The organism is Streptomyces sp. NPDC029526 (genome assembly GCF_040637405.1).
GTDB lineage: Bacteria > Actinomycetota > Actinomycetes > Streptomycetales > Streptomycetaceae > Streptomyces.
In genome coordinates this window covers 537,203-562,822 of the sequence record NZ_JBEZWE010000001.1, presented here as the reverse complement: position 1 = coordinate 562,822, position 25,620 = coordinate 537,203, and the positions used below count along the sequence as shown (strand labels likewise).

The following is a 25,620-nucleotide window of genomic DNA, read 5'->3' as shown; positions in this document are numbered from 1 at the left end:
TACGCCGGGGGCCCCGGACCCCGCAGGGCTTTCCGCCGTGTGTCCCGGTCGCCGCACCGGGCCGCACTGCCGGGCCGCGCCGACGGGGCCCCGGTGACGCCCCCGGCCGCGCTCGGGTCGTGGGACGGGGAGGCGGGTCGGCGGTCCGCCGTCTATCGTCTTCCGGACAAAAGCGGAAGAGACGTCAGGTGAACCGCGGGTGCACCGCGTCTCTCCGGGGGGCGGAGCGAGCCCCGTAGGGTTCGTGGAGGATCCCGCGCGCCGGAGCGCGCGGCGACGGGGCGGGAGGCCGACGAGGCGTGGCGAATGCGGAGCACAGAGGGCGGCCGGCACCTGCGGGGGGCGCGACCGCCGTCAGCGGGAACCCGGCACGGCTGAACACGCTGCGCCTCGGACTGTGGCTGGTCGCCGCCCTCCTCGCGGCACGCCAGGTCGCCCTCGTCCTGACCTCCCCGCGCGGGGAGCGGCTCACCGACCTGGAGACCTGGCTCGGCCCGGAGGGCGTGCTGCGGGTCGGCGGCTCGCTCTACGACTCCACCAGCTTCACCGGCACCCCCTTCAGCGGCCTCGTCCTCAAGCCCTTCACTCGTTCGGCTGAACAAGCCCTCGGCTGGGGGTGGACCTTCGGCACCCTGCTGCTGGTCGTCGCCCTCGGCCTGGTCGCCGCCCGCGCCCTGCCCCGGCCGGTCGGCCGCCGCACCGCCCTGCTGGCCGCGCCCGTCGCCGTCAGCCTGCTGATGCTCTCCCTGCCGGTGCGCAACACCCTCTGGCTCGGGCAGACCAGCATCCTGCCCGTCCTGCTGGTCCTCCTCGGCTGCTTCGCCGTCCGCGGCTCGCGCACCAGCGGCGTCCTCGTCGGCCTCGCGGCGGCCCTCCAGCCCACCCTGCTGCTGTTCGCCCCGCTGCTGTGGTTCACCGACCGCCGCCGGGCCGCCGCCACCACCGGCCTCACCTTCGCCCTCGGCACCGCCCTGGCGTGGGCCGCGATGCCCGAGGACTCCACCGCCTACTGGACGCGGCACATCTCGGGAGTCGGCCTCGGCGGCCCCGCCGACGCCCTCGCCAACCAGTCCCTGCACGGCGCCCTGCTCCGCCTCGGACTGGAGGGCCCGCTCGAGATCGGCCTGTTCCTGATGATCGGCGCGGCCGTCGTCGTGCTCGGTCTGCGCCGCGCCGTCCACTACGCCCGGGACGGCCAGCTGCTCCTCGCGGTCGCCGTCACCGGCTGCGTCGCCATCGTCGTCTCCCCGGCCGCCTGGCAGCACCAGCTGCTGTGGCTGCTGCTCGCCGTCGTCGGCCGGGTCGGCAAGCGCGCCTCCGACCGGCTGCTGTGGCCCGTCGCCGTCGTCCTGGTGATGACGCTGCCGGCCACGATGATCCTGCCGAACCTGTCGGTGCTGCACCCGGTGCGGGACAACATCGTGCTGCTCGCCGCGCTGGCCGCCGCCACCGCGATCCCCTTCCTGTCCCGCACCTCCCGGTACTACGACGAGCCCGTCCCGACCCGGTACGCGCCGCCGGCCCCCACCCGCTTCCGGTTCGTCCCGCTGCTGCCGTTCCTGCGCCGGGTCCTCACCCGCCCCAACCTGCTGCTCGAACTGCTGCTGATCCGCGTCACCTACGCCGCGTACTCCCAGGTCCGGCTGGCCGCGACCGGCGGCAGCAACTCCGCGGGCCGGGCCCGCGCGGAGGAACACGGTTGGCAGATCCTCGACCTCGAACGCGTCCTCCACCTGGACATCGAGTACGCCGTCAACCACGCCGTGGTGAAGATCGACTGGCTGCGGAACTTCTTCGACTTCTACTACACGTCGTTCCACTTCGTCGTCCCGCTCACCGTGCTGGGACTGCTGTACTGGCGGCGCCCCGTCGACTACCGCTGGGCCCGTTCCGCGCTCGGGTTCACGACCCTGCTCGCCCTGGTCGGCTTCTGGCTCTACCCGCTCGCCCCGCCCCGCCTGATGCCGGGCCTCGGCATCATCGACACCGTCCACGGCGTGCAGGACTTCAGCAAGCCGGACTACGGCACCCTCACCGCCCTCACCAACCAGTACGCGGCGATGCCCTCCCTGCACTTCGGCTGGTCCCTGTGGTGCGGTGTGGTCGTCGCGGTCATCGCGCCCCGGACCTGGATGAAGCTCGTCGGCCTGCTGCACCCCCTGTTCACCGCCGCCGCGATCGTGGCCACCGGCAACCACTGGATCCTGGACGCGGTCGGCGGCGCGCTGGTCGTCGCCGCGGGCTTCGGCCTGACCCACGTCCTCCAGGGGCCGCGCGCCCGCACGGTGACCGCCGCCGTCAGCAGCGAGCGGCCACCGGTGCCGGAGAAGGACCGTACTCCGAGCTGATCCGGTACTCGCCCGGCGCGGGCACGGTCAGCCGGGTCATATCGCCCTGCCGGCTCAGGCAGCCGCCGTCGGACCGCAGCCACGGCGAGTACGCCACCCGTACCGTCACCGGACCCGGCCGGGAGACCAGGACCACGATCTCCGCGCCCGAGGTGCGCACCACGGAACCCGGGGCGGACACCAGGGGCACCGCGTCCCGCACCCGGAAGACGCGCCAGTGCGCGTCCCGCCAGACCGGCTCCAACCAGTCGGGGCGGTCCTCGCGGATCAGCCGCGCCTCCTGCGCGGCGAAGCCGTCGGGCCGGGCCTCGGGCAGCACGACGAAGCCGACCGCCCAGCGGTCCAGCCACTCCCGGTAGGTGGCGGCGGAGAAGGAGCCGTCGTAGAACAGACGGCCGCGCTCCACGTCGAGCTGGCGGTTCCAGCCGCGGGCCAGGTGCACGTGCGGGGCGAGCGCGACGGCCTCCCGGTGGTTGCGGGCGGGCACCACCTCGACGCGGGTGCGGTCGGCGCCGAGCCCCTTCAGCGCGCGCACGACCCCGTCCGTGTGTGCCGCCCAGGCCGGGACGGTGGTGGACACCTTCAGGTCGTCGACGGTCTTCTGGCCCGTCCACACCGTCGAGAACACCAGCACGCCGATCAGCAGCGTCCGCCGCACGGCCCGCAGCCCCGGCCGGGCGAGCAGCGCGCCCAGCAGCACGACGGGGGCCGCGTACTCGGCGAACCGCTCGACGTTGGTGCCGATCGGCGAGGGCACCAGGTACACCGCGACGGTCCCGGCGGCGTACACGGCGCCGCTGAAGCGGGCGACCCGCCAGTCGCGCGGGGCGAGCACGGTGACGGCCAGCCCCAGCAGCACCGGCGGCCAGACGCGCGCCGCGGGCATCAACTGCTCGCCGGAGAAGGGGAACAGCGCGCTCGTCGCCGCGACGACGGCCGGCGGCAGCAGCAGGGCCACGGCCCGGGCACGCTGCCGGTCGAGCAGGTACCCGGCCCCGACGACCGCCAGGAACAGCCCCGCCACCGGGGACGCCATGGTGGCGAGCGCGGCGTGCGCACCGGCCAGGACGTGCCGGTCGCCGCGGCTGAGCATCACCCACGCGGCCAGCGCGAAGGCGGTACCGAGGGCGAACGTGGTCCGCCCCGAGGCCACGTTGCACCACAGGGCGAGCGAGGCGAGGAGGGCCGGCAGCAGCGGCTTCGGCAGCCCGGCCCGGACCACGAGGACGGCCGCCAGCCAGGACCCCGCAACGCCCGCCGCCACGGTGACCGTCCGCACCCCGAGGGCGGCCATCAGATACGGCGACAGCAGGCTGTAGTTGGCGGTGTGCGTGCCCCCGTACCAGGACAGGTTGTACGCGGAACTCCCGTGCCGGGTCACGAAGCCGGCCCAGGCGTCCTGCGCGGCCAGGTCACCACCGCCGGTCGCGAGGACGAGCACCCACAGGGTGTAGAGGGGGAGCACCGGGAGGGTGGCGAGCAGGGGCACGCGGTGCCGTCGGCCCCAGCTGCGGAGGGAACGGTTCCGTGGCCGGACCGGGGCCGCCCACCGGGGCTGCCGGGGCGGTCGGGGCAGGGTGAGATCGGCGTGGGGCACGTGGAGGAGGACGCGGAACGGGGCGCGGGCGTTCAGTCGCCGGACGAGCACGGCGGGTTCCCGAGCCGCCGGCCGGACGGTCACTGCGGGGCGGGCGGCCGACCGGGCGGGTGAGCGCCGCCGGTCGTGCGGCCGGCCGGGCGGGCGCGGGCAACCGGCCGCGCCCGCCCGGGCAACCGGCCGCGCCCGCCCGGGAGATGGAGGACCGTCGCCGTCCGGCCCGGACGGGTTCAGTGCTCGCAGAGGGAGAACTCCCGCTCGTAGAGCTCCTCGTTGTGCTCGGCGACGAAGAACGTGCGCTCGTGCATGAGCTGTTCGCGGTACGCCCTGGCCTCGTCCAGGGTCATGGTCGAGGTGTCGGCCCACGGCTGCTGCGGGGGCACGTCCGACGTCGAGACGATCCGCTTCGACGGGTCGATCAGGAAGAACGCCAGGATCTTCCGGTGCCCGGGCCGGGTGGGATCCGCGAGGCGGAACGGCCCGACGCGGTGCTGCAGCACGTTGGGGAAGGCCAGGCAGCGGCCCGCCGGGGTCGACGCCGTCCCCAGGACCTGGTTCAGCGCGCCCTCGTTCTCCAGGCCGTAGACCTCCCGCATGCCGTTGTCGTCGTTCTGCTCGTAGTCCGGCTCGTCCACTGCCGTCCGGAAGCCGAGCGTGCTCCCGGTGATGTTCTCGCTGTCCCAGTAGTGGATACCGGTCGAGACGATCCGCTCGTTGAGCATCCCCTCGACGTGCCAGGAACCGCCCGCGTACTCGGGCCGGTCGGGGGTCAGGTGGATGCTCGCCAGCTTGACCACGACCTGCAGCCTCCGCCCGCGCAGGCCGACCCGGGCCGACGCGTCGGGCATCTCGGGCGGCGTGAAGTCCGGGGCGTCGGGCAGCACCGGACGGCGGTTCTCCCACCAGTCGTCCATGGCCTCCTGCCACGCCAGGTACGCCTCGCGGTACGCCTCCTTGTCGGCGTAGGAATCCTCGTGCGGGCACTCCGGCTCCGAGTCGTACCAGCCGTACGGATCGGCCTCGATGCGCGGCGGACGCGGATGCCGCAGATCGGTCAGGACGTTCTCGAACAGCGGGCGCAGCCGCGCGAACAGCTCCGGCAGCACGGCGGCCAGCTCCGCGTGCGCCTCGGGGTGGACGTTGTTGACGTAGGAACGGAAGACGACCCCGCCGTCCTCGTCCACGTCGGCGTCCGTCGGCAGCCACTGGAACTTCTCCGAGAACTCGTACGCGTACCCGCCCGGCGACTTCTCCCACGCGTCCTCGGGCCCGCTCACCCCCCGCACCCGGCAGAAGAGGGAGGGGTGCACCAGATCGAGCACCTGGCCCTCGGACCCGGGGTGCCAGTCCCTCTCCGCCTCCGGGACCTCCTCCAGGACGCGGACCGCCGCGCGCAGCCGGGACGCGAGGCCGTCGTCGATCAGCGTGTCCGACTGCCACACCCCGTCGACCGCGGACACCTCGATCCCGGTGCCGGGGTCCCGCAGCGCCGCGTAGTGCCGCAACTCGGCCAGCACGTACCGCACCTGGGCCTCGGTCAGGCCCTGGGCGCGGGCCTCCTCCGCCCAACGGGCCGCGATCTCAGAATCGTTCATCTTGTCGTACCACCCCGGCTTCGCCCGGAGGTGCGCGCTGCACCGCATCATCCGCAGCTCCCCCAGCGTCCGGGGCGTCGCGAGCGGTACGGAACGGGCGGGCCCGTGGAAGGGCAACGGAAAAGCGGACAGACCGGTCACGTGTGTCGATCCTCCAGATCGGGGTGCGATGGCGGGAACAGTAGTGGGGACCACCGACACCGGGCTGGGGGCGGGGGCGGGCCCGGCGGGCTCCGTGCGGCCCCGAACGGGCGAAGGCGACGCCCCGGGGATCAGGGGGCGCCGCCTTCGGTATGGGGGGATGTGCCGTGGGGCCGGGTGGGATCAGTACCAGCCGTTGGACTGCCAGAAGTTCCAGGCGCCGCAGGGGCTGCCGTAGCGGTCCTTCATGTAGTCGAGGCCCCACTCGATCTGGGTCTCGGGGTTGGTCCGCCAGTCGGAGCCGGCCGAGGCCATCTTGGAGGCCGGCAGGGCCTGCACCAGGCCGTAGGCGCCGCTGGAGGCGTTGGTGGCCTTCACGTCCCAGTTGCTCTCGTGCTGCACGATCTTGGAGAAGCACTGGTACTGGGCCGAGTTGCCGATCATCTTCTTCGCGGTCGCCTGTGCCGAGGTGGCCTCCGCGGGGGCGGCCTGGGCGGGTGCGGCGGCGAACAGCGTGCCGCAGGCCGCGGCGGCCAGGGCGGTGCCGGCGACGGCCTTCCTCGGGGTGGCGAGGGAGCGGAGGAGGGAAGCGGCGGACACGGGCGGCCTTTCGGTCGGGGGCGGTGGGTCGCCGCCGTGTGCGGGAGCCGCGGTCACTCCGCGGGGCATACGGCGGCGCCGCGGCCCCTGAGGGCTCGTCGGCGCCTGGCGACGTCGTCCAGAGAAACAGGCCGGACGGATGTCCGCAAAGACCGTTTTTACTAGTTCGGGCGGTCAGGTGGGGGGTGTCCGCCCACCCCGCCGGCGCCGTTCCGCGCAGGTCACGCCGGTGCGCGGCGGGGCCGTCGGCTACGGCCCCGCTTCGTACGTGATCCGCGTCATGTGGGGTGCTTCACGCCCGCGGGGCCGTCGAAGGTGACCGGCGCCTCGAAGGAGGCCCGCCGGGTCGCCCTGCGGAGTGCCCTGAGCACGGGAGGGCCCAGGGTCAGCGTCAGGACGAGGGTGAGCAGGGCGCGCCCCAGGTCCCAGCCGAGGGACGTCGCCAGGCAGTAGGCGAGGAAGCGCGCCAGGTTGGCGGGGACGGACGCGTCCGGGTCGAAGGCGATGTTCGAGGCCAGGGCGGACATGAAGGGCCAGCCCGACATGTTCATCACCGTGCCGTAGACGAAGGCCGCCAGGAAGCCGTACACGGCGAGCATCACCACCTCCGTCCGGCCCCGCAGCCGGTCGGGCCCCGGCAGGAACCCCGCGGCCATGGTGAACCAGCCCATCGCCAGCATCTGGAACGGCAGCCACGGTCCGACCCCGCCGGTGAGCAGGGCGGACGCGAACATGGTGATCGCACCGAGGACGAAGCCGAAACCGGGGCCGAGGACCCGGCCGCTGAGCACCATCAGGAAGAACATGGGCTCCAGCCCGGCCGTGCCCGCCCCGAACGGGCGCAGGGCCGCCCCCGTCGCCGCCAGGACGCCCAGCATGGCCACGGCCTTCGGGCCCAGCCCGGATTCGGAGATCGTCGCCGCCACCACCGCGACCAGCAGCACCAGCAGGCCCGCGAACAGCCAGGGGGCGTCCTGGGCGTGGGCGTTCAGGGTGGACGTGGGCGGCGCGAGGAACGGCCACCCGAACCCGGCCACACCCACCGCGCTGACCAGCGCCAGCGCGACCAGGGAGCGGGGCCCGAGGCGGACGGCGCGGGCCTGCCGGTCCCGGGGACGAGGCCGCGGGCCGGCGCCCGGCCGGGATGCGCGGGGGCTCATGACAGCGCCTCGCGGACCTCGGGCACCGTGAGCCAGGGCTGCGGGGCGAGGATCTTGGCGACCTGCGGAGCGAAGGACGGGGACGCGACCACGACCTCGGCCGAGGGGCCGTCGGCGATCACCTCGCCCTCGGCGAGCAGCACGACCCGGTGCGCGAGGTCCGCCGCCAGCTCCACGTCGTGGGTGGCCATCACGATGGCGTGACCGTCGGCGGCCAGCCCGCGCAGCAGCGCCACCAGGCGGGCCTTCGCGCCGTAGTCCAGGCCGCGGGTCGGCTCGTCCAGCAGGAGCAGCGGCGGGCGCGCGGTGAGGACCACCGCCAGGGCGAGCGTCAGGCGCTGGCCCTCGGACAGGTCGCGGGGGTGCGTGTCGTCGGCGATGCCGGGCAGCAGCTCGGACAGCAGCGCCCGGCAGGTGCCCGGTGCGGCGTCCGCGTCCTGGTCGGCGGCGGCGCACTCGGCGGCGACCGTGTCCGCGTAGAGCAGGTCGCGGGGCTCCTGGGGGACGAGGCCGACCCGGCGGATCAGGTCCCGGGGGCGGGTGCGGTGCGGGACCGCGTCACCGGCGCGGACCGAGCCGCCGGACGGCTCCACCAGGCCCACCAGCGCGCTGAGCAGCGTCGACTTCCCGGCGCCGTTGCGTCCCATCAGGGCGATGGTCTCGCCCGGGACGACCGTGAGGTCGACCCGGCGCAGCGCCTGGACCCGGCCGCGGCGGACGGCCAGGTCACGGACCTCGGCCACGGTGGGCGGGGCGGGGGCCTTCGGTGCGGACCGCCGGAACAGCCGACCGCGGGCCGGGGACGCCGTGGCCGCCCCGGATGCCCCGGCGGGCTCCCGCGCGCCCTCCGCCCGTGCCGCAGCCGCCCCCGCCAGCCGTTCCCGCAGCGGTGCGGCCCGACGGCGCGCGTCGCGGACCGTCAGCGGCAGCGGTGTCCAGCCCGCCAGCCGCCCCAGGTCCACCACCGGCGGGAACACCGGGGAGACCGCCATGATCTCGGCCGGGCCGCCCAGCCGCGGGGCCTCGCCCGGGCCCGGCAGCAGCACGACCTGGTCGGCGTACTGGATGACGCGTTCCAGGCGGTGCTCGGCCATCAGGACCGTCGTGCCCAGGTCGTGCACCAGCCGCTGGAGGACCGCCAGGACCTCCTCGGCCGCCGCGGGGTCCAGCGCGGAGGTCGGCTCGTCCAGCACCAGCACCCGTGGGTGCGGGGTGAGGACCGAGCCGATGGCCACCCGCTGCTGCTGGCCGCCGGACAGGGTGGACAGGGAGCGGTCGCGCAGGTCGGCGAGGCCCAGCAGGTCGAGGGTCTCCTCGACGCGGCGGCGCATCACGTCGGGAGCGAGACCCAGCGACTCCATGCCGTAGGCGAGTTCGTCCTCGACGGTGTCGGTGACGAAGTGGGACAGCGGGTCCTGGCCCACCGTGCCGACGACGTCGGCGAGTTCACGCGGCTTGTGGGTGCGGGTGTCCCGGCCGGCGACCGTGACCCGGCCGCGCAGGGTGCCGCCGGTGAAGTGCGGCACCAGGCCGCTGACCGCGCCGAGCACGGTCGACTTGCCGACCCCCGACGGGCCGACGAGCAGGACGAGTTCACCCTCGGGGACCTCGAAGTCGACGCCCCGCACGGAGGGTTCGTCCGCGCCGTCGTACGTCACGGAGACGTTCTCGAAGCGGATCACAGGGGCTCCTTGCGGTTGTCCTCGGGGGCGGGCGTCACGAAGGCGGGCAGCAGACCGATCAGCACGGCCGCCGCCGGCCACAGGGGCAGCGTCGGTGCCACCAGCGGCACCACGCCGGGGTGCAGCGCGGCCGGATCCCGCGCCGCGGCCACGAACAGGGCCGCGGCGACGGCCGCGCCGGAACCGGCGACCAGCCAGGCCCGGACGTCCCAGTGGTCCGGGCGGTACCGGGTCCGCAGGGACCTGCGCCCGCCGAGCCACAGGCCCGCCAGCGCGGTGGCCAGCCCGGCGAGGAGGACGGGCAGGCCGTACCGTCCCCCTTCGGCGGTGAGCAGCCCGTACGTCCCGGCGCAGACCCCGAGCAGGCCGCCGAGGGTGAGGGCGGCGGTGGTGCGGCGGACGGCGGGCGGCACCTCGGCGGTCCGGCCGTAACCGCGGGCGTCCATCGCGGCGGCCAGCGCCACCGACCGCTCCAACGCGCCCTCCAGGACCGGGAGCCCTACCTGCATCAGGCCGCGGACGCCCTTGTCGGGCCGTCCCCGCAGGCGCCGGGCGGCGCGCAGCCGCTGGACGTCGGAGATCAGGTTCGGCGCGAAGGTCATCGCCACGACGACCGCCACGCCCATCTCGTACAGGGCGCCGGGCAGGGACTTCAGCAGGCGCGAGGGGTTGGCGAGGGCGTTCGCCGCGCCGACGCAGACGAGCAGGGTGGCCAGCTTCAGGCCGTCGTACAGGGCGAACGTGAGAGCCTCGGCGGTGACGTCGCCGCCGAGCCGGATGCCCTGCGCCCACGCGGGCAGCGGGACTTCGGGGAGCGACACCAGGACGTGACTGCCGGGGATGGGCGACCCCAGGACGATCGCGAACAGCAGCCGGATGACCAGCACGGCCAGCGCCAGCTTGACGAACGCGCCGTAGGAGCGGGCCCAGGGCGCGTTCGGGCGGCGGGTGGCCACGACGTATCCGGAGACGGTCGCCAGGAGGCAGAGCAGCAGGGGGTTGGTGGTGCGGGTGGCGGCGGTGCCGAGCCCGAGCGCCCACAGCCACCAGGCACCGGGGTGCAGGGACGGCCCGGACCGGTGCCCCCGGGCGGTCGTGCCGAGCGGACGGCGGGGGCGCGCGGCGGCCCCGCCCGGCTCACGGCGGGGGCCGCGGCCGGGGCGGTCTCCGGGGCGGGGGCGGGTTTCGGGGGCGGGGTCGGGGGCGCCCTCGGGGCCCGGGTGGGCACGGTCACCGGAGCCGGTGCTGTTGCTGGGGCGGGCGTCGCTGCCGGTCGGGGCCTCGTGGCGGGGGCGGGCCTCACCGCCGGTCCGGGCGTCACCCGCGGGGCGGGCCTCACCCGCGGGGCGGGCCTCATCGGCGGGGCGGTCGGCGGCGCCGTCGGAGGGGTGGCCGCCGTCCCCGGGGCGGGGGCCGGTGTCGGCCCGGTGGCCGCCGTCCTCCCGGCGAGGGCCGGCGGCCGGTGGCCGGGGGGCGCCGGCCGGGCGGGGCCGGGGATCAGCCACGGCGGCGTACCTGCCAGATCGCCGCCCCGCCCAGCAGCGCCACGAGGGCGATGCCGGCGACCAGTCCCAGCGCCGTGCTGCCGCCGTCACCGTCCGAGGAGTCGGAGGCCGAGGTGTCCGTGGACCCCGACCCGTCCCGCCCGGTCGCCGACGGGTCCCGGTCCGGGCTCCCGGAGCCGTCCGGGCTCTCCCGGTCCGGCGCCGTGCCGGAGACCTGCTCCCCGCAGCCCGACTTCGGGTAGCCCTCGATCGCGCACAGCAGGGCGCTGGTGTTGTAGCGCAGCGGCTCGGCCACGGCGGCCAGGGCGTGCGCCGTCGTCGCGTTCCCGGCGACGCGGGCGCAGGCCGTCCGCCGCTCCGGCGGGGTCTCCCCGGACGGGGCGTCGGCGGCCGTGCCGAAGTCGATGACCAGCGCGACGCGCTTCCTGCCGTCCTGCGCCGGGGTGTCGGCGCAGATGGTGTCGAAGTCGGCGGCGCCCCGGGGCTTCGCCGCGTCGCCGGAGTCCTCGCTGACGGAGAAGCGGAAGCCCTGGACGTCACCGTCGGCGGGACGCGCCGTCGACGGGCCCTCGGTGGCGTAGGTCCACTGTCCGCCGTCGCGCTCCCAGAAGGACCAGTAGCGGTAACCGGCCGCCTGCGCCGGCCCCGCGCCCGCCAGGACGGCGGAGAACGGGACCAGCGCGGCCAGGAGCAGGACGGAGAGGCGCCGGATCACGACTGCTTCCGCTTGTTCCGGCCGCTGACCAGGAAGCCGACGCCGATGCCGGCGACCAGGCAGACGCCGACGAACCACCAGATGCCGAAGCCGGACTCCGACTCGTCCTTCTTCTCGTCCTTGTCGTCCGCCGTGTCGTCCGTTCCGGACTGCGCCGAGCGCGCGCCCTCGGACGCCTCCGGGCCGGTCGCGCCGAGCTTCGCGACCAGGTCGGTGCCGCCGAAGGCGCGGGGGTCGGCGCCGGTGGCGTGGGCGGCGAGGATCAGCTGGGCGTAGGCGCCGGGACCGCTCTGGGCGGCCCAGTCGGCGGCGTTCTTCTCCAGCCAGGCGAGCGACTTCTTCGCGGGCGCGGTCGCCCCCTGCGCGGACAGGGCCACGACCGCGTCGGCCGTGTTGCCGTAGTCGGGCTGGTCGTCGGCGCCGGGGAGGGAGGAGACGAGGTGACCGTCCTCGGCCAGGGCCTCGGTGAGGTACGCGGCGCCGTTGGCCGCGGCCTGCTCGGGGGTGTCCGCCTTCGCGCAGCCGTCGGGCGTCGTCCCGTCGGCCTTGCCGGGCTCGACGACCAGGCCGGCGCCGAGGGCACCGAGCACACCGGCGGCGGTGGCGTCCGCGTTGGGGACCAGGGTGCCCTTCTTGTCGGGCTGGAAGGCGAAGGCGCCCGGACCCTCCTTGTCGTCGCACGGCAGCGCCAGCTTCAGCAGCGCGTCGTAGGGGGACTTGCCGTCCTTCGTCACCTCGGCGGGCTTCTCCCCGGCGGCGGCGAGCGCGCCGATCACGACCGAGGTGGAGTTGGTGTCGCTGGCCCCACCCGCGGTGTAGCCCCAGCCGCCGTCCTTGTTCTGCACCGACTTCAGCCAGTCGACGGCCTTCGTGGTGACGGCGTCGTGCCCGCCGAGCGCGGTGAGCGCCTGCACGGCGGCGGCGGTCTGGTTGGTGTCCACCATCGTCTTGGCGTCGCACGCCTTCGAGGTGTCCGCACGGTACGGGCCGAAGGAGCCGTCGGCGCACTGCTGGCCGGTCAGCCACTCCACGGCCGACGCGGCGGGCTCGACGCCGGCCGTGTCCTGGGCGAGCAGGGCGAGCGACTGGCGCCAGACGCCGTCGTACTGCGGGTCGCCGTCGCCGAACAGGGCGGCGGGCAGCTTCGCGGACGGCGAGGGCGACGCGGTCGAGTCGGCTGCGGCCGGCGCGGCGGAGCCGATGACGGCGACGGCGGCCAGGGCCGCGGCGCCACGGCGGAAGTTCATGATGGGCGGGTGCCTCTCCCTGAGGGGAGTCGGGCAGCACGGGACACCCCGGCGGCTCGGCTCCGTATACCTCGACGGTGCCGTGCTCCGGCGGAACTGCCGGGCACGTGAGCCGGTCACGATCCGCGCGGGGCATTCCGGCTCGCCGTCCGCTGGGACGGCTCACGGCTGCGGGTCAGCGCCGGATTCGCACCGGCTTCCCCCCGTACGGGTGTGAAACGACGCGGCCACTCTACCCGCCCCTGACCGGGCCACCAGGGGCGGTGGCGGGGAGGTGGCTGAGGTCACGCAGGAGGTGTGACGGGGGCGCGGCCCGGGTGAGGGGGCGGGGAGGGGTGAGGAGCGGGGCGGGGGGTGGAGCTGGCGGGGTCTGGAGCGTGGCGGGGTGTGGAGACGGCACCTGTGCGACTCCGTCCCCGGGCCGCCTTGGGGCGGCTTCGGCTTCGGCTTCGTTCCGTTCGCGTCCTCGTGTCCCCCGTGTCGGAGCCCTCGCGTCGCGAGCCCCGCTCGCCGTCGGAGCCCTCACGCCCGAAGTGCGGCTCCGGGGCCCCGCGTCAGAAGCCCGCCCTCGGGGGTCCGACGTCAGGAACCCTCCGCCTCCGTCGCCGTCAGGTCGATCAGCCGGGACGCCGTCTCGATGTCGATCCGGACCTGCGCGATGGAGGCGCGCCCCGAGAGCCAGGTGATCAGGGCGGAGTGCCAGGTGTGCTCGATGACCCGGACCGCGGACAACTGCTCGGCGGTGGGCTCCCGGTCGTCCAGCCCCATGGCGTCCAGGATGATCGCCGTGGTCTGGCGCGACACCTGGTCGACCTCGGGGCTCACACTGCGGTCGGCGAAGGTCAGCGCCCGCACCATCGCGTCGGCCAGGTGCGGTTCGCGCTGGAGCGCGCGGAAGGCCCGCATCAGGGTCTCCGCGACCCGCTCGGCCGCCGTCTCCCCGGCCGGGGGCTTCTTGCGCAGGGTGCCGTGCAGGTGCTCCAACTGGTCCTGCATCGTGGCCACCAGCAGGTGGATCTTGGACGGGAAGTAGCGGTACAGCGTGCCCAGCGCCACGTGGGAGGACTCCGCGACCTCACGCATCTGGACCGCGTCGAAGCCGCCCCGGCAGGCCAGTTGGGCGGTCGCCTGCAGGATGCTGCGCCGGCGTGCCTCCTGCCGCTCGGTGAGCGGGGACGCCGGGGAGGTGAGCCGTGCGCCGTCGCCCCCCGCCGTCGTCGCCCGGGCCGCCCGGTCCGCGTTCTCGGCGTTCTCCGGCTTCTCCGCCGTTCCCGGCTTCTCCGCCGTTCCCGGCTTCTCCGCCTTGGCTGCCTTGGCCGCCTTGGTCGCCTTGTGTGGGTTGGCTTCCGCGGGCATGGGTCCCGTTCCGTGACAGTCGGTGAGGGTGGATGATCGGACAGCATGGCACGCCGTCGGCCGTGGCGTGAATCACCTGATCCACTGCGCCCAGCGCTTCTACCTGCCGGTAGATTCGGAGCCTCCGAACGATCAACTCTGTAACTTGTTCTAGATTAGCGTCCCGGCGTAACCTCGCGGGACAGTGCAGGGAGAAGGGGGCCCAGAGTGACCGCTGAGGCCAGTCAGGCCGGGCCCTCGCAGGGCCCCGCAGCCGACGGCTTGCGACCGCTCCGCATCGCACTCCTCACCTACAAGGGAAACCCGTTCTGCGGCGGTCAGGGCGTCTACGTCCGCCACCTCTCGCGCGAACTCGCCCGGCTCGGGCACCGGGTCGAGGTCATCGGTGCCCAGCCCTATCCCGTCCTCGACGTCCTCGGGCCGGGCCACGACGGACCGAGGCTGACCGAGCTGCCGAGCCTGGACCTCTACCGGCAGCCGGACCCCTTCCGCACCCCCGGCCGGGGCGAGTACCGCGACTGGATCGACGCCCTGGAGGTCGCCACCATGTGGACCGGCGGCTTCCCCGAGCCGCTGACGTTCTCCCTGCGGGCCCGCCGTCACCTGCGCGCCCGGCGCGGCGACTTCGACGTCGTGCACGACAACCAGACGCTCGGCTACGGCCTCCTCGGCGACCTCGGCGCGCCCCTGGTGACCACGATCCACCACCCCATCACCGTCGACCGGCAGCTCGAACTCGACGCCGCCACCAGCCGCAGGCGGCGCTACGCGGTGCGCCGCTGGTACGCGTTCACGCGGATGCAGAAGCGCGTCGCCCGCCGTCTGCCCTCGGTGCTCACCGTCTCCGGCACCTCCCGCGACGAGATCGTCGACCACCTCGGCGTCCGGCAGGACCGCATCCACGTCGTCCACATCGGCGCCGACACCGACCTGTTCTCCCCGGACCCCTCGGTGCCCGTCGTGCCGGGTCGGATCGTGACCACGTCCAGTGCCGACGTGCCGCTCAAGGGCCTGGTCTTCCTGGTCGAGGCGTTGGCCAAGGTGCGCGTCGAACAGCCCGACGCCCACCTCGTGGTCGTCGGCAAGCGCCCCGAGAAGGGGCCCGTCGCCCAGGCGATGGAGCGCTACGGCCTCGAAGGCGCCGTGGAGTTCGTCAAGGGCATCACCGACGCCGAACTGGTCGACCTGGTGCGCTCCGCGCAGGTGGCGTGCGTGCCGTCGCTGTACGAGGGCTTCTCGCTGCCCGCCGCCGAGGCCATGGCCACCGGCACCCCGCTGCTCGCCACCACCGGCGGCGCCATCCCCGAGGTGGCCGGCCGCGACGGCGAGACCTGCCTGGCGGTGCCGCCGGGCGACGCCGGGGCCCTGGCCGCCGGACTGACCCGCCTGCTGGGCGACGCCGCGCTGCGCGCCCGGCTCGGCGCGGCCGGACGGGACCGCGTGCTGCGGCACTTCACCTGGGCGCGCGCGGCGGAGGGCACCGTGGCCCGCTACCGCGACGCGATGGACCGCGCCGCCGCCCCGGCCCCCGGCCGGCCGGGCCGGGCACGGACCGCCCCGGCACCGGCCCCCGCGGCCACTCCCGCGTCGGCCACCCCCGCGCCGGCCGCCGCCACGACCGCCGTGGCCCCCGTTCCTCCCCACGCCGTTGAAGGTGCCGACTCTCCCGAAAGCAGGGCCACGTGCTGACCGTCGACTTCACCCGGTTCCCGCTCGCCCCGGGCGACCGCGTCCTGGACCTCGGATGCGGTGCCGGACGGCACGCGTTCGAGTGTTACCGGCGCGGCGCGCAGGTCGTGGCGCTGGACCGGAACGCGGAGGAGATCCGCGAGGTCGCCCGGTGGTTCGCGGCGATGAAGGAGGCCGGTGAGGCGCCCGCCGGGGCCACCGCCACGGCCATGGAGGGCGACGCCCTCGCCCTGCCCTTCCCCGACGCGTCCTTCGACGTCGTGATCATCTCCGAGGTGATGGAGCACATCCACGACGACAAGGGCGTCCTCGCGGAGATGGTCCGCGTCCTCAAGCCCGGCGGCCGCATCGCCGTCACCGTGCCGCGCTACGGGCCCGAGAAGGTCTGCTGGACCCTGTCCGACGCCTACCACGAGGTGGAGGGCGGCCACATCCGCATCTACCGCGCGGACGAACTGCTGGGGCGGATCCGCGAGGCGGGCCTCAAGCCGTACGGGACCCACCACGCGCACGCGCTGCACTCGCCGTACTGGTGGCTGAAGTGCGCCTTCGGCGTGGACAACGACCGGGCGCTGCCGGTGCGGGCGTACCACAAGCTGCTGGTCTGGGACATCATGAAGAAGCCGCTGGCCACCCGGGTCGCCGAGCGGGCGCTGAACCCGCTGATCGGCAAGAGCTTCGTGGCCTACGCCACCAAGCCGCACCTGCCGCCCACCGGCGCGGACGCCGGGATCCCGGCCGGGGCCGCGACGGGTGCCGAGGCCGGCGCCGGGTCGAAGGCGGCGGCGACGTGACCACTCCCCGGACGGAACACCTGGTCCTGACCGGGGTCCTCACCGCGGGTCAGGCCGCCGAGACCGTCGCCGGCATCCTCGCCGGGCAGCGGGCCGACGGCGCGATCCCCTGGTTCCGCGGCCACCACCTGGACCCCTGGGACCACGTCGAGGCCGCCATGGCCCTGGACACCGCGGGCGCCCACGAGGCCGCCGAGCGGGCCTACCTGTGGCTGGCCCGGCACCAGAACGAGGACGGCTCCTGGTACGCCGCCTACGCCGACGGCGACCACCGTGACGTCACCGACCGCGGCCGGGAGACCAACTTCGTCGCCTACGTCGCGGTCGGCGTCTGGCACCACTACCTCTCCACCGGCGACGACGCCTTCCTGGACCGCATGTGGCCCTGCGTCTACGCGGCCGTGGAGTTCGTGCTGCGGCTCCAGCAGCCCGGCGGGCAGATCGGCTGGCGGCGCGACGACGACGGCACGGCCACCGCGGACGCCCTGCTCACCGGCTCGTCCTCGGTCCACCACGCGCTGCGCTGCGCGCTCGCCATCGCCGAGCAGCGCGAAGAACCGCAGCCCGACTGGGAGTTGGCCGCCGGCGCGCTCCGGCACGCGATCCGGCACCACCCCGAGCGGTTCCTCGACAAGGACCGCTACTCCATGGACTGGTACTACCCCGTCCTCGGCGGCGCGCTCACCGACGAGGAGGCCAGGGCCCGCATCGCGGAGGGCTGGGACCGCTTCGTCGTCCCCGGGCTCGGCGTGCGCTGCGTGATTCCCAACCCATGGGTGACGGGGGGCGAATCGGCCGAACTCGCGCTGGCGCTCTGGGCGATCGGCGAGTCCGACCGCGCGCTGGAGGTGCTCCAGTCGATCCAGCACCTGCGGGACCCGCAGACCGGCCTGTACTGGACGGGCTACGTCTTCGACGACGGGGCGATCTGGCCGCGGGAGCTCACCACGTGGACCGCGGGTGCCCTGCTGCTGGCCGTCGCCGCCCTCGGCGGCCACGAGGCCACCTGCGCGGTCTTCGGCGGCGAGCACCTGCCCAGGGGCCTGGACCCCGACTGCTGCGCCCGGCGCTGAGAGGGCGTCCGCGCCGCGCCGCCCGGACGGCCGTGGCGTGTGCCGACCGGACGGCCGTGGCGTGTGCCGCCCGGACGGCCGCGGCCTGTGTCGACCGGAGGCCGTGGCTGTGCCGACCGGACTACCGCGGCCGGCGCCGACCGGACACCGCGCCCCGCGCCGGCGGCGTCCGCCCGCCGTAGGACGATCCGCGCGCCCTGCCCGAACACCGAGGCGGGGCGCGCGTCGTCGCACGGGGCCCCGCACGCCGGCCGGTCCGGGCCGGCCACCCGCGTCAGCGGCGGTGGAGGCGGTTGGCGATGGCGTGGCCGATGAACAGGTAGACCACCGCGGCCAGTCCGTAGCCCGCGACGACCCGCGCCCACGCCTCGTCGAAGGTGAACAGGTCACGCGACCAGCCTGCCAGCCAGTTGGCCGCGTCGTGGACGAACTGCACCAGGGCGTTGGCCCGGTTGGCGTCCATCAGGTACATCAGAATCCACAGGATGAGGATGACGGCCATGATGTCCGCGATCACCGCGACGACCGTCCCTGCCGAGGTGGAACCAGTGCGATAGCGAGGGGACATGCTTTCCGTCTGGCCCCGGAACCCCGCTTGAAACCCCGGAGCGCCCCGGGCCGTCGGGGGAGTTCGGCGCGGGGCGCCGAGGCCCGGGCCGACGGTCCGGGGCGGCCCGGGGGAGCCCGCGGCGGCCCGGGAGGGCGAGCGGCGCGGGCGGGGCGCACCGGTGGGTCGGCCGTGGGTCGGCGGCGGGGCGGCGGGGCGGTGGAGGCCGGCCCGGACGCCCGGGTCAGCGGTGGCTGAGCAGCAGGCGCCACGCCTCCGGTCCCCGCTCCAGGTACTCCACCGCGAACGTGTCCGGGTGCCGGCTCTCGATCTGCCGCAGCAGCGGCAGCGGGTCGTGCGGCGCCACCAGCACCAGCGCCCGGCCCGCGGGCACGGCGGACAGCGCCCCGAAGACCGTCGCGTGACGGATCGCGTGCGGGACCTCCCGCACGTCGAGCTCGGGCGCGTCGACCTCGTCCGAGCCGCCGCAGGCGCAGCTCCCGCCGCACCCGCCGCCGGACCCGGCCGCCGCACCCTCCGCGCCGCGCTCGTGCTCGTGCCCGGGGCCGTGCTCGTGCTCGTGCCCGGGACCGTCCTGGTGCTCGTGCTCGGGTCCGCGCCCGTCGTCGTGGCCGTGGCCGAGGAGTTCGTGCATGCCTGCCAGGAGACCGTGCAGGGAGACGTCCGGAGCACCCGCCAGCAGGGGCAGCACCAGGGTGTTCTCCTTGTCCAGGTGCTCCTCGAACAGGACCTGGAGGGCCCACGCCTCGGCCGCCGCCCGCACCGGCGAGCCGGCTCCCCGCACCGCCTCGACCAGGGCGGTCAGCCTCCGGTGCTCGGCCAGCATGCCGTCGACCAGCAGCCGCGCGCCGGCCAGGTCCCGGGCGGCCGGGTAGAGGGTCCGCTCCTCGGCCGCCGCGTGCGGCAGCAGGTCCCGCTCGCAGAAGCCGACCAGCCCCGAACGGACCGCCTCCGCCTCCGCCGGGTCGCCGTCCGCCGCCGTGAGCAGCAGGGCCACCCGCCCGGCCAACTCACCCGCCAGCCGCGCGTGATGGGTCTCGACGGCCTCGGCTGCCGCCGCGTCCTGGGGATCCGATGCGATGGTCAAGGTGCTCATGGCGGCGTCCTTCCGGAGGTGGACGACCCGTCCCGGCCGGTCCGGGTCGAGGGCTCACGTGCAATATAGTACGGACATGACCGTGGAAAATAACGGACCGCTTCCCGGCAGTGGCGCGAACCGGGTGCCGCTGTCCCGGCAGCGGCGTGGTGTCCTGCAGTACCTGCGCGGGCAGTCCGGCCCGGTGACGGTCACGGCGCTGGCACAGGTGTGCGCGCTGCACGTCAACACGGTCCGGGAGCACCTCGACGCCCTGGTCGACGACGGCCTCGCCGTCCGGGAGCGGGCCGCCCCCGCCGGCCGGGGCCGCCCGGCCCAGCTCTACCGGGCCCGTCCGCCGCAGGCGTCGCCCGCACGGGAGTACGCCGGTCTCGCCGCCGTCCTGGCCGCCCGGATCGCCCGGTCGAGCACCGACCCCCGCGCGGACGCCCTCGCGGCGGGCGAGGACTGGGGGCGCGTCCTCACCGCCGGGCAGGAGCCGAGCACGGACCCGGAGGAGGCGCGGCGCCGGGTGCTGGACCTGCTGGAGGAGATCGGCTTCGCGCCCGAGGCGGACGACGAGGCCCGCCGGGTCCGGCTGCCGCGCTGCCCCTTCGTGGAGACGGCCCGCGAGCACCCCGGCGTGATCTGCGGCGTCCACGAGGGACTGACCCGGGCTGCCCTCGCCGCGCTGGGCGGGGCGCCCCAGGACGTCGAGCTGCTCCCGTTCGCCGAGCCCGACGCCTGCCGGCTGCACCTGGCCACCGGCCGGAACGGACTGCGACGGCCCCCGCACCCGCCGGCCGCCACCAGCGCCCCGACGCCCGACGGCCCCCACGCGGCCGGCCCCCCGGGTGTGGACGACGGCCCGACGGGCCCAGCCGGACCCCCCGGTGCCGCCGACCCCGCCGCCGGCCCTGCCGATGGCCCGGGTCCGTCCCGCGCCCCGGACCTCGGGGGTCCCGCGCGGCCCTCCGGCGCGGTCGAGGACCCCCGGTGACCCCGGGCGGAGGGCCCGCCACCGGCGGCCCATCCACCGACGGGCCCGCCGGTCGTCCCGCGCGGGGCGTCGCCGGTCGCCCCGCCTGGAGGGCCGCCGACCGCGCTGCCGACCGTGCCGCCGACCGCGCCGCCCGGCGTACGGGCGCCCGGCGGGTGCCGTTCCTGCTGGCCGCCGGGCTCTGTCTGCTCGCCGGGCTCGACGCCGCCCTCGTCCTGCTCGACCTGCCCGCCCCGGTCACCGGCGACCGGCTGCCGTCGGTGCACGGCGTCCTGCTCGTCCTCGGCTTCGCCGGCACCCTGGTGGCCCTGGAACGCGCGGTCGCCCTGGGCGGCCGGTGGCCCTACGCCGCCCCCGCCCTCCTCGGCGCGGGCGGCCTGCTGCTGCTCACCCCCGCCGACCCGGCCGTCCCCCGGCTGCTGCTCGTCGCCGGGTGCGCCACGCTCGTGGCCCTGTACGCGTGCTTCTGGCGCCGCCGGCCGAGTGCGGCCCTGGCGGCCCAGGCCGCGGGCGCCGTCTCCGCGCTGGGCGGAGCCCTGCTGTGGCTCGGCGGCCTGGACGTGCCGCGTCTGCTGCCCTGGCTGGTCGCCTTCCTCGTCCTGACCATCGCGGGGGAGCGCCTGGAACTCGCCCGGGTGACCGTCCTCGCCCCGGCCGCCGAACCCGCCTTCCTGGCCTGCGTCGCGGCCGTGGCCGCCGGTGTGGCCGCCACCCTCATGTGGCCCGCGCCGGGCACGCTGCTGCTGGGTGCCGCACTCCTCGCGCTGGTCGCCTGGCTGGTCCTGCACGACGTGGCCCGCCGGCTCCTGCGGTCCACCGGACTGCCCCGCTTCACCGCCGGATGCATGCTGGCCGGCTACGGCTGGCTGGCACTCGCGGGCACGCTGTGGCTGGTCACCGGACCGGTCACGGACGGCACCCGTTACGACGCGGTGGTGCACGCCGTGTTCCTCGGCTTCGTGATGTCCATGATCATGGCGCACGCGCCGGTGATCCTCCCCGCGGTGCTGCGCCGCCCCCTGCCCCACCACCCGGCGATGACCGTCGCCGCCTGGCTGCTCCACCTCTCCTTGGTCCTCCGGGTGTTCCTCGGCGACCTGCGGGACGCGGAGGCGGCCTGGCGGCTCGGCGGCGCGCTCAACATCGCCGCGGTCCTGCTGTTCGCCGTGACGGCGGTGACGGCCTCGGTCACGGCGACCCGGAGCGGTGACCGGGCCGCCCCGAAGGGCCACGCCCGGCGGGACGGCAGGCACCCGACGTCCGGCCCCACCCCGGCCCCGGCCTCTGCGCCCGATGCGGACTCGCTCTCGGCTCCGGCGACGGACCTGGCCTCGGCGTCCGCTCCGGACACGGACCCGGCCCCGGCCTCCGCGCCCGACCGCGACCCGGACCCGGCCGCTGCGTCTGTTCCGGACCCGGCGGCTGCCTCCGTTCCGGCCCCAACCCCCGACACCGACCGGCCGAGGACGTCCCGATGACCACGAGCCCGTCCATCCCCTCCCGGTCCGGAGGCCCCGCCCCGCAGCCGCCCGGACGGTCCCCGCGGGCCCTCTGGCACCTGGGGGTGAACGCGGTCGTCGTCGTATGGCTGGCCCTGTTCGCCGGGGTCGGCGCCGCCCACCACGTCGTGCCGCACGCCCGCTGGCTGCTCGTGCACCTGCTGCTCCTGGGCGCCGTCAGCAACGCCGTCATCATCTGGTCCGGGCACTTCGCCGCCTCCGTGCTGCGGCTGCCCGAGGCGAACCGGGGCGCGCCCGCGGTTCTGCGGCTGGCGTGCTTCAACGCCGGTGCCGTGGGCGTGATCACCGGGTTGCTCACCGGGCGCCTGCCCGTCGTCCTCGCCGGCGCGGTCCTGGTCGCCGGCGCGGTCGCCGCCCACGCCGTGTGGCTGGTCCGGCTGCTGCGGCGGGCGCTGCCGGGCCGGTTCACCATGACCGTGCGCTACTACGCCGCCGCCTCGGCCCTGTTGCCGGTCGGCGCCGCCCTCGGGGTCGTCCTGGCGCGCGGCGACCTCCCCGGCGACCTCCGCGAACGGGTGCTGCTCGCCCACGAGATGGTCAACCTGCTCGGCTGGGTCGGCCTCACCGTGGCCGGCACGCTCATCACCCTCTGGCCGACGATGCTGCGCACCAGGGTCGCCGACGGCGCCGAACGGGCGGGCCGGCGCGCGCTTCCCGTCCTGGTCGCGGGCCTCGTCCTCGCCGTGGCCGCAGCGCTGATCGCCCCGCCGCCCGTGGTCGCCCCCGGCGTGGTCCTCCACACCGCCGGGCTGGTGATCGCGGGCAGGCCCTGGCTGCGCGAGGCCCGCGCCAAGCCCCCGCGCTCCTTCGCGGCCTGGTCGGTCGCCGCGGGCGCCGTCTGGCTCACCGGCTCCCTGATCGCCCTGACGGCCGTCCTGCTGTCCTCCACCTCCTGGGCCACGGTCGCCTCCCGCACGTCCCTGCTGACGGCGCCGCTGGCCGCGGGGTGGATCGCCCAGGTGCTGCTCGGCGCGCTCGGCTTCCTCGTCCCGGTGGTCCTCGGCGGCGGTCCGGCGGCCGTACGCGCCGCCACGGCCGGACTCGAACGGGCCTGGCCGGCCCGGCTGACCGTCACCAACACGGCGCTGCTGCTCTGCGTGCTGCCCGTGCCGTCCATGGTCAGAGTGGCCTGTTCGGCGCTGCTGCTGCTGGTGCTGCTGCACTTCCTCGTCCTGCTGGTGCACACCGTCGCCCGCGGCCTGCGGACCCGGCGCACGGCAGCACCCGGACGCCCCGTCCCCGCCCAGCCCACTCAGTCCACTCCCGCGCCGTCCTCTCCCGGCCGGCCTCGTCCGTCCTCTCCCGGCGCGCCTCCTCCGTCCCCTCCCGGCCGCTCCGCGTCCGGCCACCGGGTCCTCGGCGGTGTCGTGGCCGGGCTCGCGGTGGTGATGCTGGCGGTCGCGGGCGGGGGCGCGATGGACGTCCGGTCGCTTCCGGTGGCCGCGGGGCCGGCCGCCACGACCTCCGACGGCGACGGCGAAGTGCGGCCCACGGGCCGGACCACCACCGCCGACGTGAGCGTCCGGGGCATGCGGTTCGCCCCCGCCACCGTCGAGGTGCCGGCCGGGGACCGGCTGGTGATCCGGCTGCACAACACCGGAACCGACACCCACGACCTGGTGCTGGAGACCGGCGCCCGTACCGACCGGCTCCGCCCCGGTGAACGGGCGACCCTGGACGCGGGCGTGGTCGGCCGGGACCTGTCGGGCTGGTGCTCGGTCGTCGGTCACCGGCAGATGGGCATGGTGCTCGCCGTCCGCGTCACCGACGGCGGCACAGCGCCCGACCACCACGCCGGCACCGGAACCCACAAGGACGGCACCGACGACACCGACAGCGCCGACGGCGGCTCCGGGGGCGCGTCCGAGGGGCCTTCCGCCGCCGAGGCGTTCGACCCGATGGCCGAGCCCGCCCCGGGCTTCCGCGCACGCGATGCCGAACTGCCGCCCGTCGCCCCCGCCTCCGGCCCCCGGCTGCACCGGCGGACCCTCACCGTCACGGAGAAGGTGACGGAGGTGGCCCCCGGCGTCCGGCAGAGGCTGTGGACCTTCGGCGGCACGGCACCCGGGCCGGTGCTGCGCGGCCGGGTCGGCGACACCTTCGAGATCACCCTGGTCAACGACGGCACCATCGGCCACTCCGTGGACTTCCACGCCGGGGCGCTCGCCCCGGACCGGCCGATGCGCACCATCCCGCCGGGGAAGTCCCTGACGTACCGCTTCACGGCGACGCGTAGCGGGATCTGGATGTACCACTGCTCGACCATGCCGATGTCGCTGCACATCGCCAACGGCATGTTCGGCGCGGTGATCATCGACCCGCCCGGCCTGCCGGACGCCGACCGCGAGTACGTCCTCGTCCAGTCCGAGTTCTACCTGGGCGCACAGAACGGCACCGCCGACCCGGACAAGGTCAACGCCAAGGAGTCCGACCTGGTCGCCTTCAACGGGTACGCCAACCAGTACGACCACGACCCGCTCACGGCCCGTGCCGGAGAACGGGTCCGCGTGTGGGTGCTGAGCGCGGGCCCCAACCTGCCCAGCTCCTTCCACGTAGTCGGCGGGCAGTTCGACACCGTCTTCCGGGAGGGCGCCTACGCGCTGCGTCCGGGCGGTGCCGAGCACGGCGGCGCCCAGGTCCTGGACCTGGCGCCCGCCGCCGGCGGGTTCGTCGAGCTGACCTTCCCCGAGGCGGGCACCTACCCGTTCGTCACCCACGCGATGACCGACGCGGAACGGGGCGCACACGGCGTCTTCCGGGTGCGCTGACCCGCTCCGTCCGGGGCGGTGCTCGATCCGGGGCCGGTGGGCCGGTGGGCCGAGGTCGGGCCGCTCCGTCTCCGGGCGAGCGCCACTTGACCGGGGAGGAAACTCAGACGCGGCCCCAGCAGCCGAGCGCCGGACCGAGCCACCGAGCCGCACCCAGCCGCCGAGCTGTACCAAGCCGCACGCCTGTCTCCTGACGGTGCGTCAGTCGAGGCGGGCGTCGACCGCATGGCAGACCGCATGGCGGACCGCATGGCGGACCGCATGGCAACGGCCCCCCGCCCGGAGGGGCGAGGGGCCGCGACGAACAGGGGGCCGGGGCGGGCCGGGCTCAGCCGCGCTGGATGCCCGAGGTGTCCTGGAGGACACCGCGGCGGCCGTCCTGGGTCTGGGCGACGAGCGCCTGACCGCGCTGCTCGACCGCCAGGTACCAGGTACCGGGCGCCAGTTCGGCGATCGGGGCGGGGGAACCGTCCTCCGCGAACAGCGGGCGGGCCACCGGCACGGCGAACCAGAACGGCGAGAAGTCACCGGCGGGCGGAGCGGCCGGCTGCCCCTGCGGCTGGCCCGGGAACGGCTGCTGACCGGGCTGTCCCGGCTGCGGCTGACCGCCGAAGGACGCCTGCTGCGGCGCGCCCGGGTAGCCGTAACCGCCGGGCGGCTGCGCACCGTAGGGCTGCGGGGCCGCGGGGCGCGCGGCCGGGATGAGCGCCCCCTTCAGGGCGGGCACCAGCGGGGTGGCGATCGCCGCGGCGGCCAGCAGCAGCGCCGCGATCAGACCGAGGATGAGGCCGGCACCGGCGTCCGGCTCACTGCTGCTCAGGCGGGAGAAGACCTGGTCGAACGCCCCCATCGGGTCGATGATCGACCAGAAGGAGGTCCACGCGGCGAAGACCGTCAGGGCCACACCGAACTGGCCCAGGTCGAGACCGGCGACCTTGGGCGGCTGGGGCAGCGCGCGGGCCACGACGATGAGGGCCGCACCGGCGATGCCGGCGATGTACACGCTCATCACCAGGCCGAGGTTGTCCCAGGCGTTGGGGATGTCGTCGCCGTCGCCGCCGAACGTGTCGAGGAACGACGCGATGAACAGCAATACCGCTGCTCCGATCACCACGCCGTCGCCTCGAGTGAGGGAGCGGATATTCACTTCAGGTCCTTCGGGTCGTCTCGTCGTCGGAAGAGGCGTC

19 protein-coding genes and 1 riboswitch are annotated in these 25,620 nt (G+C 75.5%); of the genes, 7 read left to right on the top strand and 12 right to left on the bottom strand.

Translation table 11 applies throughout. The features are described 5' to 3' along the window. Positions 1-299: 299 nt before the first annotated feature. On the top strand, positions 300-2,348 hold the full coding sequence (locus AB0F01_RS02490; protein ID WP_362089247.1) for a bifunctional glycosyltransferase 87/phosphatase PAP2 family protein: 2,049 nt from the start codon (positions 300-302) through the stop codon (positions 2,346-2,348). Here the strand turns inward: AB0F01_RS02490 and AB0F01_RS02485 are convergent. The 9 genes from AB0F01_RS02485 to AB0F01_RS02445 all read right to left on the bottom strand — a co-directional run bounded on the left by AB0F01_RS02485 (position 2,299) and on the right by AB0F01_RS02445 (position 13,946). Beyond that, positions 2,299-3,924, bottom strand: coding sequence for a hypothetical protein (locus AB0F01_RS02485; protein ID WP_362090200.1), 1,626 nt, complete (start codon positions 3,922-3,924; stop codon positions 2,299-2,301). The genes AB0F01_RS02490 and AB0F01_RS02485 overlap by 50 nt on opposite strands. A 251-nt stretch (positions 3,925-4,175) precedes the next feature. Continuing rightward, positions 4,176-5,681, bottom strand: coding sequence for a DUF4246 domain-containing protein (locus AB0F01_RS02480; RefSeq protein WP_362089246.1), 1,506 nt, complete (start codon positions 5,679-5,681; stop codon positions 4,176-4,178). A 183-nt stretch (positions 5,682-5,864) separates the two neighbouring features. Beyond that, positions 5,865-6,281 (bottom strand): transglycosylase SLT domain-containing protein, encoded by a 417-nt coding sequence (locus AB0F01_RS02475; protein ID WP_362089245.1) that lies wholly within the window; start codon positions 6,279-6,281, stop codon positions 5,865-5,867. 278 nt (positions 6,282-6,559) lie between these two features. Then, positions 6,560-7,441: an ECF transporter S component gene (locus AB0F01_RS02470; protein ID WP_362089244.1), complete on the bottom strand. Its 882-nt coding sequence runs from the start codon at positions 7,439-7,441 to the stop codon at positions 6,560-6,562. Next, positions 7,438-9,123, bottom strand: coding sequence for an ATP-binding cassette domain-containing protein (locus AB0F01_RS02465; protein WP_362089243.1), 1,686 nt, complete (start codon positions 9,121-9,123; stop codon positions 7,438-7,440). Before AB0F01_RS02465 ends, AB0F01_RS02470 begins: the two co-directional genes overlap by 4 nt. Next, positions 9,120-10,187 carry an energy-coupling factor transporter transmembrane component T gene (locus AB0F01_RS02460; RefSeq protein WP_362090198.1) on the bottom strand — a complete coding sequence of 356 codons (1,068 nt, stop codon included), beginning with the start codon at positions 10,185-10,187 and terminating at the stop codon, positions 9,120-9,122. The genes AB0F01_RS02465 and AB0F01_RS02460 overlap by 4 nt, the downstream gene beginning before the upstream one ends. 433 nt (positions 10,188-10,620) lie before the next feature. Next, positions 10,621-11,343: an SCO2322 family protein gene (locus AB0F01_RS02455; RefSeq protein WP_362089242.1), complete on the bottom strand. Its 723-nt coding sequence runs from the start codon at positions 11,341-11,343 to the stop codon at positions 10,621-10,623. Next, the gene (locus tag AB0F01_RS02450; protein ID WP_362089241.1) at positions 11,340-12,590 is read right to left on the bottom strand and encodes a prenyltransferase/squalene oxidase repeat-containing protein; all 1,251 of its coding nucleotides are present in this window, start codon (positions 12,588-12,590) and stop codon (positions 11,340-11,342) included. The genes AB0F01_RS02455 and AB0F01_RS02450 overlap by 4 nt, the downstream gene beginning before the upstream one ends. Before the next feature lie 130 nt (positions 12,591-12,720). Continuing rightward, positions 12,721-12,793, bottom strand: a riboswitch (cobalamin riboswitch). Between the two features lie 379 nt (positions 12,794-13,172). Beyond that, positions 13,173-13,946: a TetR family transcriptional regulator gene (locus AB0F01_RS02445; RefSeq protein ID WP_362089240.1), complete on the bottom strand. Its 774-nt coding sequence runs from the start codon at positions 13,944-13,946 to the stop codon at positions 13,173-13,175. Between the two features lie 207 nt (positions 13,947-14,153). On the opposite strand from AB0F01_RS02445, the gene AB0F01_RS02440 reads away from it, so the two are divergent. Genes AB0F01_RS02440 through AB0F01_RS02430 form a run of 3 tightly spaced genes read left to right on the top strand, consistent with a single transcriptional unit; the run spans position 14,154 to position 17,502 of the window. Then, on the top strand, positions 14,154-15,635 hold the full coding sequence (locus AB0F01_RS02440; protein ID WP_362089239.1) for a glycosyltransferase family 4 protein: 1,482 nt from the start codon (positions 14,154-14,156) through the stop codon (positions 15,633-15,635). Beyond that, the gene (locus AB0F01_RS02435; RefSeq protein ID WP_362089238.1) at positions 15,629-16,429 is read left to right on the top strand and encodes a class I SAM-dependent methyltransferase; all 801 of its coding nucleotides are present in this window, start codon (positions 15,629-15,631) and stop codon (positions 16,427-16,429) included. The genes AB0F01_RS02440 and AB0F01_RS02435 overlap by 7 nt, the downstream gene beginning before the upstream one ends. After that, a complete protein-coding gene (locus AB0F01_RS02430; protein ID WP_362089237.1) occupies positions 16,426-17,502 on the top strand; it encodes a prenyltransferase in 1,077 nt (358 codons plus the stop codon). The genes AB0F01_RS02435 and AB0F01_RS02430 overlap by 4 nt, the downstream gene beginning before the upstream one ends. Positions 17,503-17,776: 274 nt before the next feature. On the opposite strand, the gene AB0F01_RS02425 is transcribed toward AB0F01_RS02430, so the two are convergent. Both AB0F01_RS02425 and AB0F01_RS02420 read right to left on the bottom strand, forming a co-directional pair. Continuing rightward, the gene (locus AB0F01_RS02425; protein ID WP_362089236.1) at positions 17,777-18,070 is read right to left on the bottom strand and encodes a hypothetical protein; all 294 of its coding nucleotides are present in this window, start codon (positions 18,068-18,070) and stop codon (positions 17,777-17,779) included. Positions 18,071-18,293: 223 nt separating this feature from the next. After that, positions 18,294-19,166, bottom strand: coding sequence for a DUF2249 domain-containing protein (locus AB0F01_RS02420; protein WP_362089235.1), 873 nt, complete (start codon positions 19,164-19,166; stop codon positions 18,294-18,296). Between the two features lie 76 nt (positions 19,167-19,242). On the opposite strand from AB0F01_RS02420, the gene AB0F01_RS02415 reads away from it, so the two are divergent. Genes AB0F01_RS02415 through AB0F01_RS02405 form a run of 3 tightly spaced genes read left to right on the top strand, consistent with a single transcriptional unit; the run spans position 19,243 to position 24,433 of the window. After that, positions 19,243-20,145 carry a helix-turn-helix domain-containing protein gene (locus AB0F01_RS02415; RefSeq protein WP_362089234.1) on the top strand — a complete coding sequence of 301 codons (903 nt, stop codon included), beginning with the start codon at positions 19,243-19,245 and terminating at the stop codon, positions 20,143-20,145. Continuing rightward, the gene (locus AB0F01_RS02410; protein ID WP_362089233.1) at positions 20,142-21,623 is read left to right on the top strand and encodes a hypothetical protein; all 1,482 of its coding nucleotides are present in this window, start codon (positions 20,142-20,144) and stop codon (positions 21,621-21,623) included. Before AB0F01_RS02415 ends, AB0F01_RS02410 begins: the two co-directional genes overlap by 4 nt. Then, positions 21,620-24,433 carry a multicopper oxidase domain-containing protein gene (locus tag AB0F01_RS02405; protein WP_362089232.1) on the top strand — a complete coding sequence of 938 codons (2,814 nt, stop codon included), beginning with the start codon at positions 21,620-21,622 and terminating at the stop codon, positions 24,431-24,433. The genes AB0F01_RS02410 and AB0F01_RS02405 overlap by 4 nt, the downstream gene beginning before the upstream one ends. Positions 24,434-24,761: 328 nt before the next feature. On the opposite strand, the gene AB0F01_RS02400 is transcribed toward AB0F01_RS02405, so the two are convergent. Beyond that, positions 24,762-25,580, bottom strand: a complete 819-nt coding sequence (locus AB0F01_RS02400; RefSeq protein ID WP_362089231.1) for a hypothetical protein — start codon at positions 25,578-25,580, stop codon at positions 24,762-24,764. Positions 25,581-25,620: the final 40 nt, after the last annotated feature.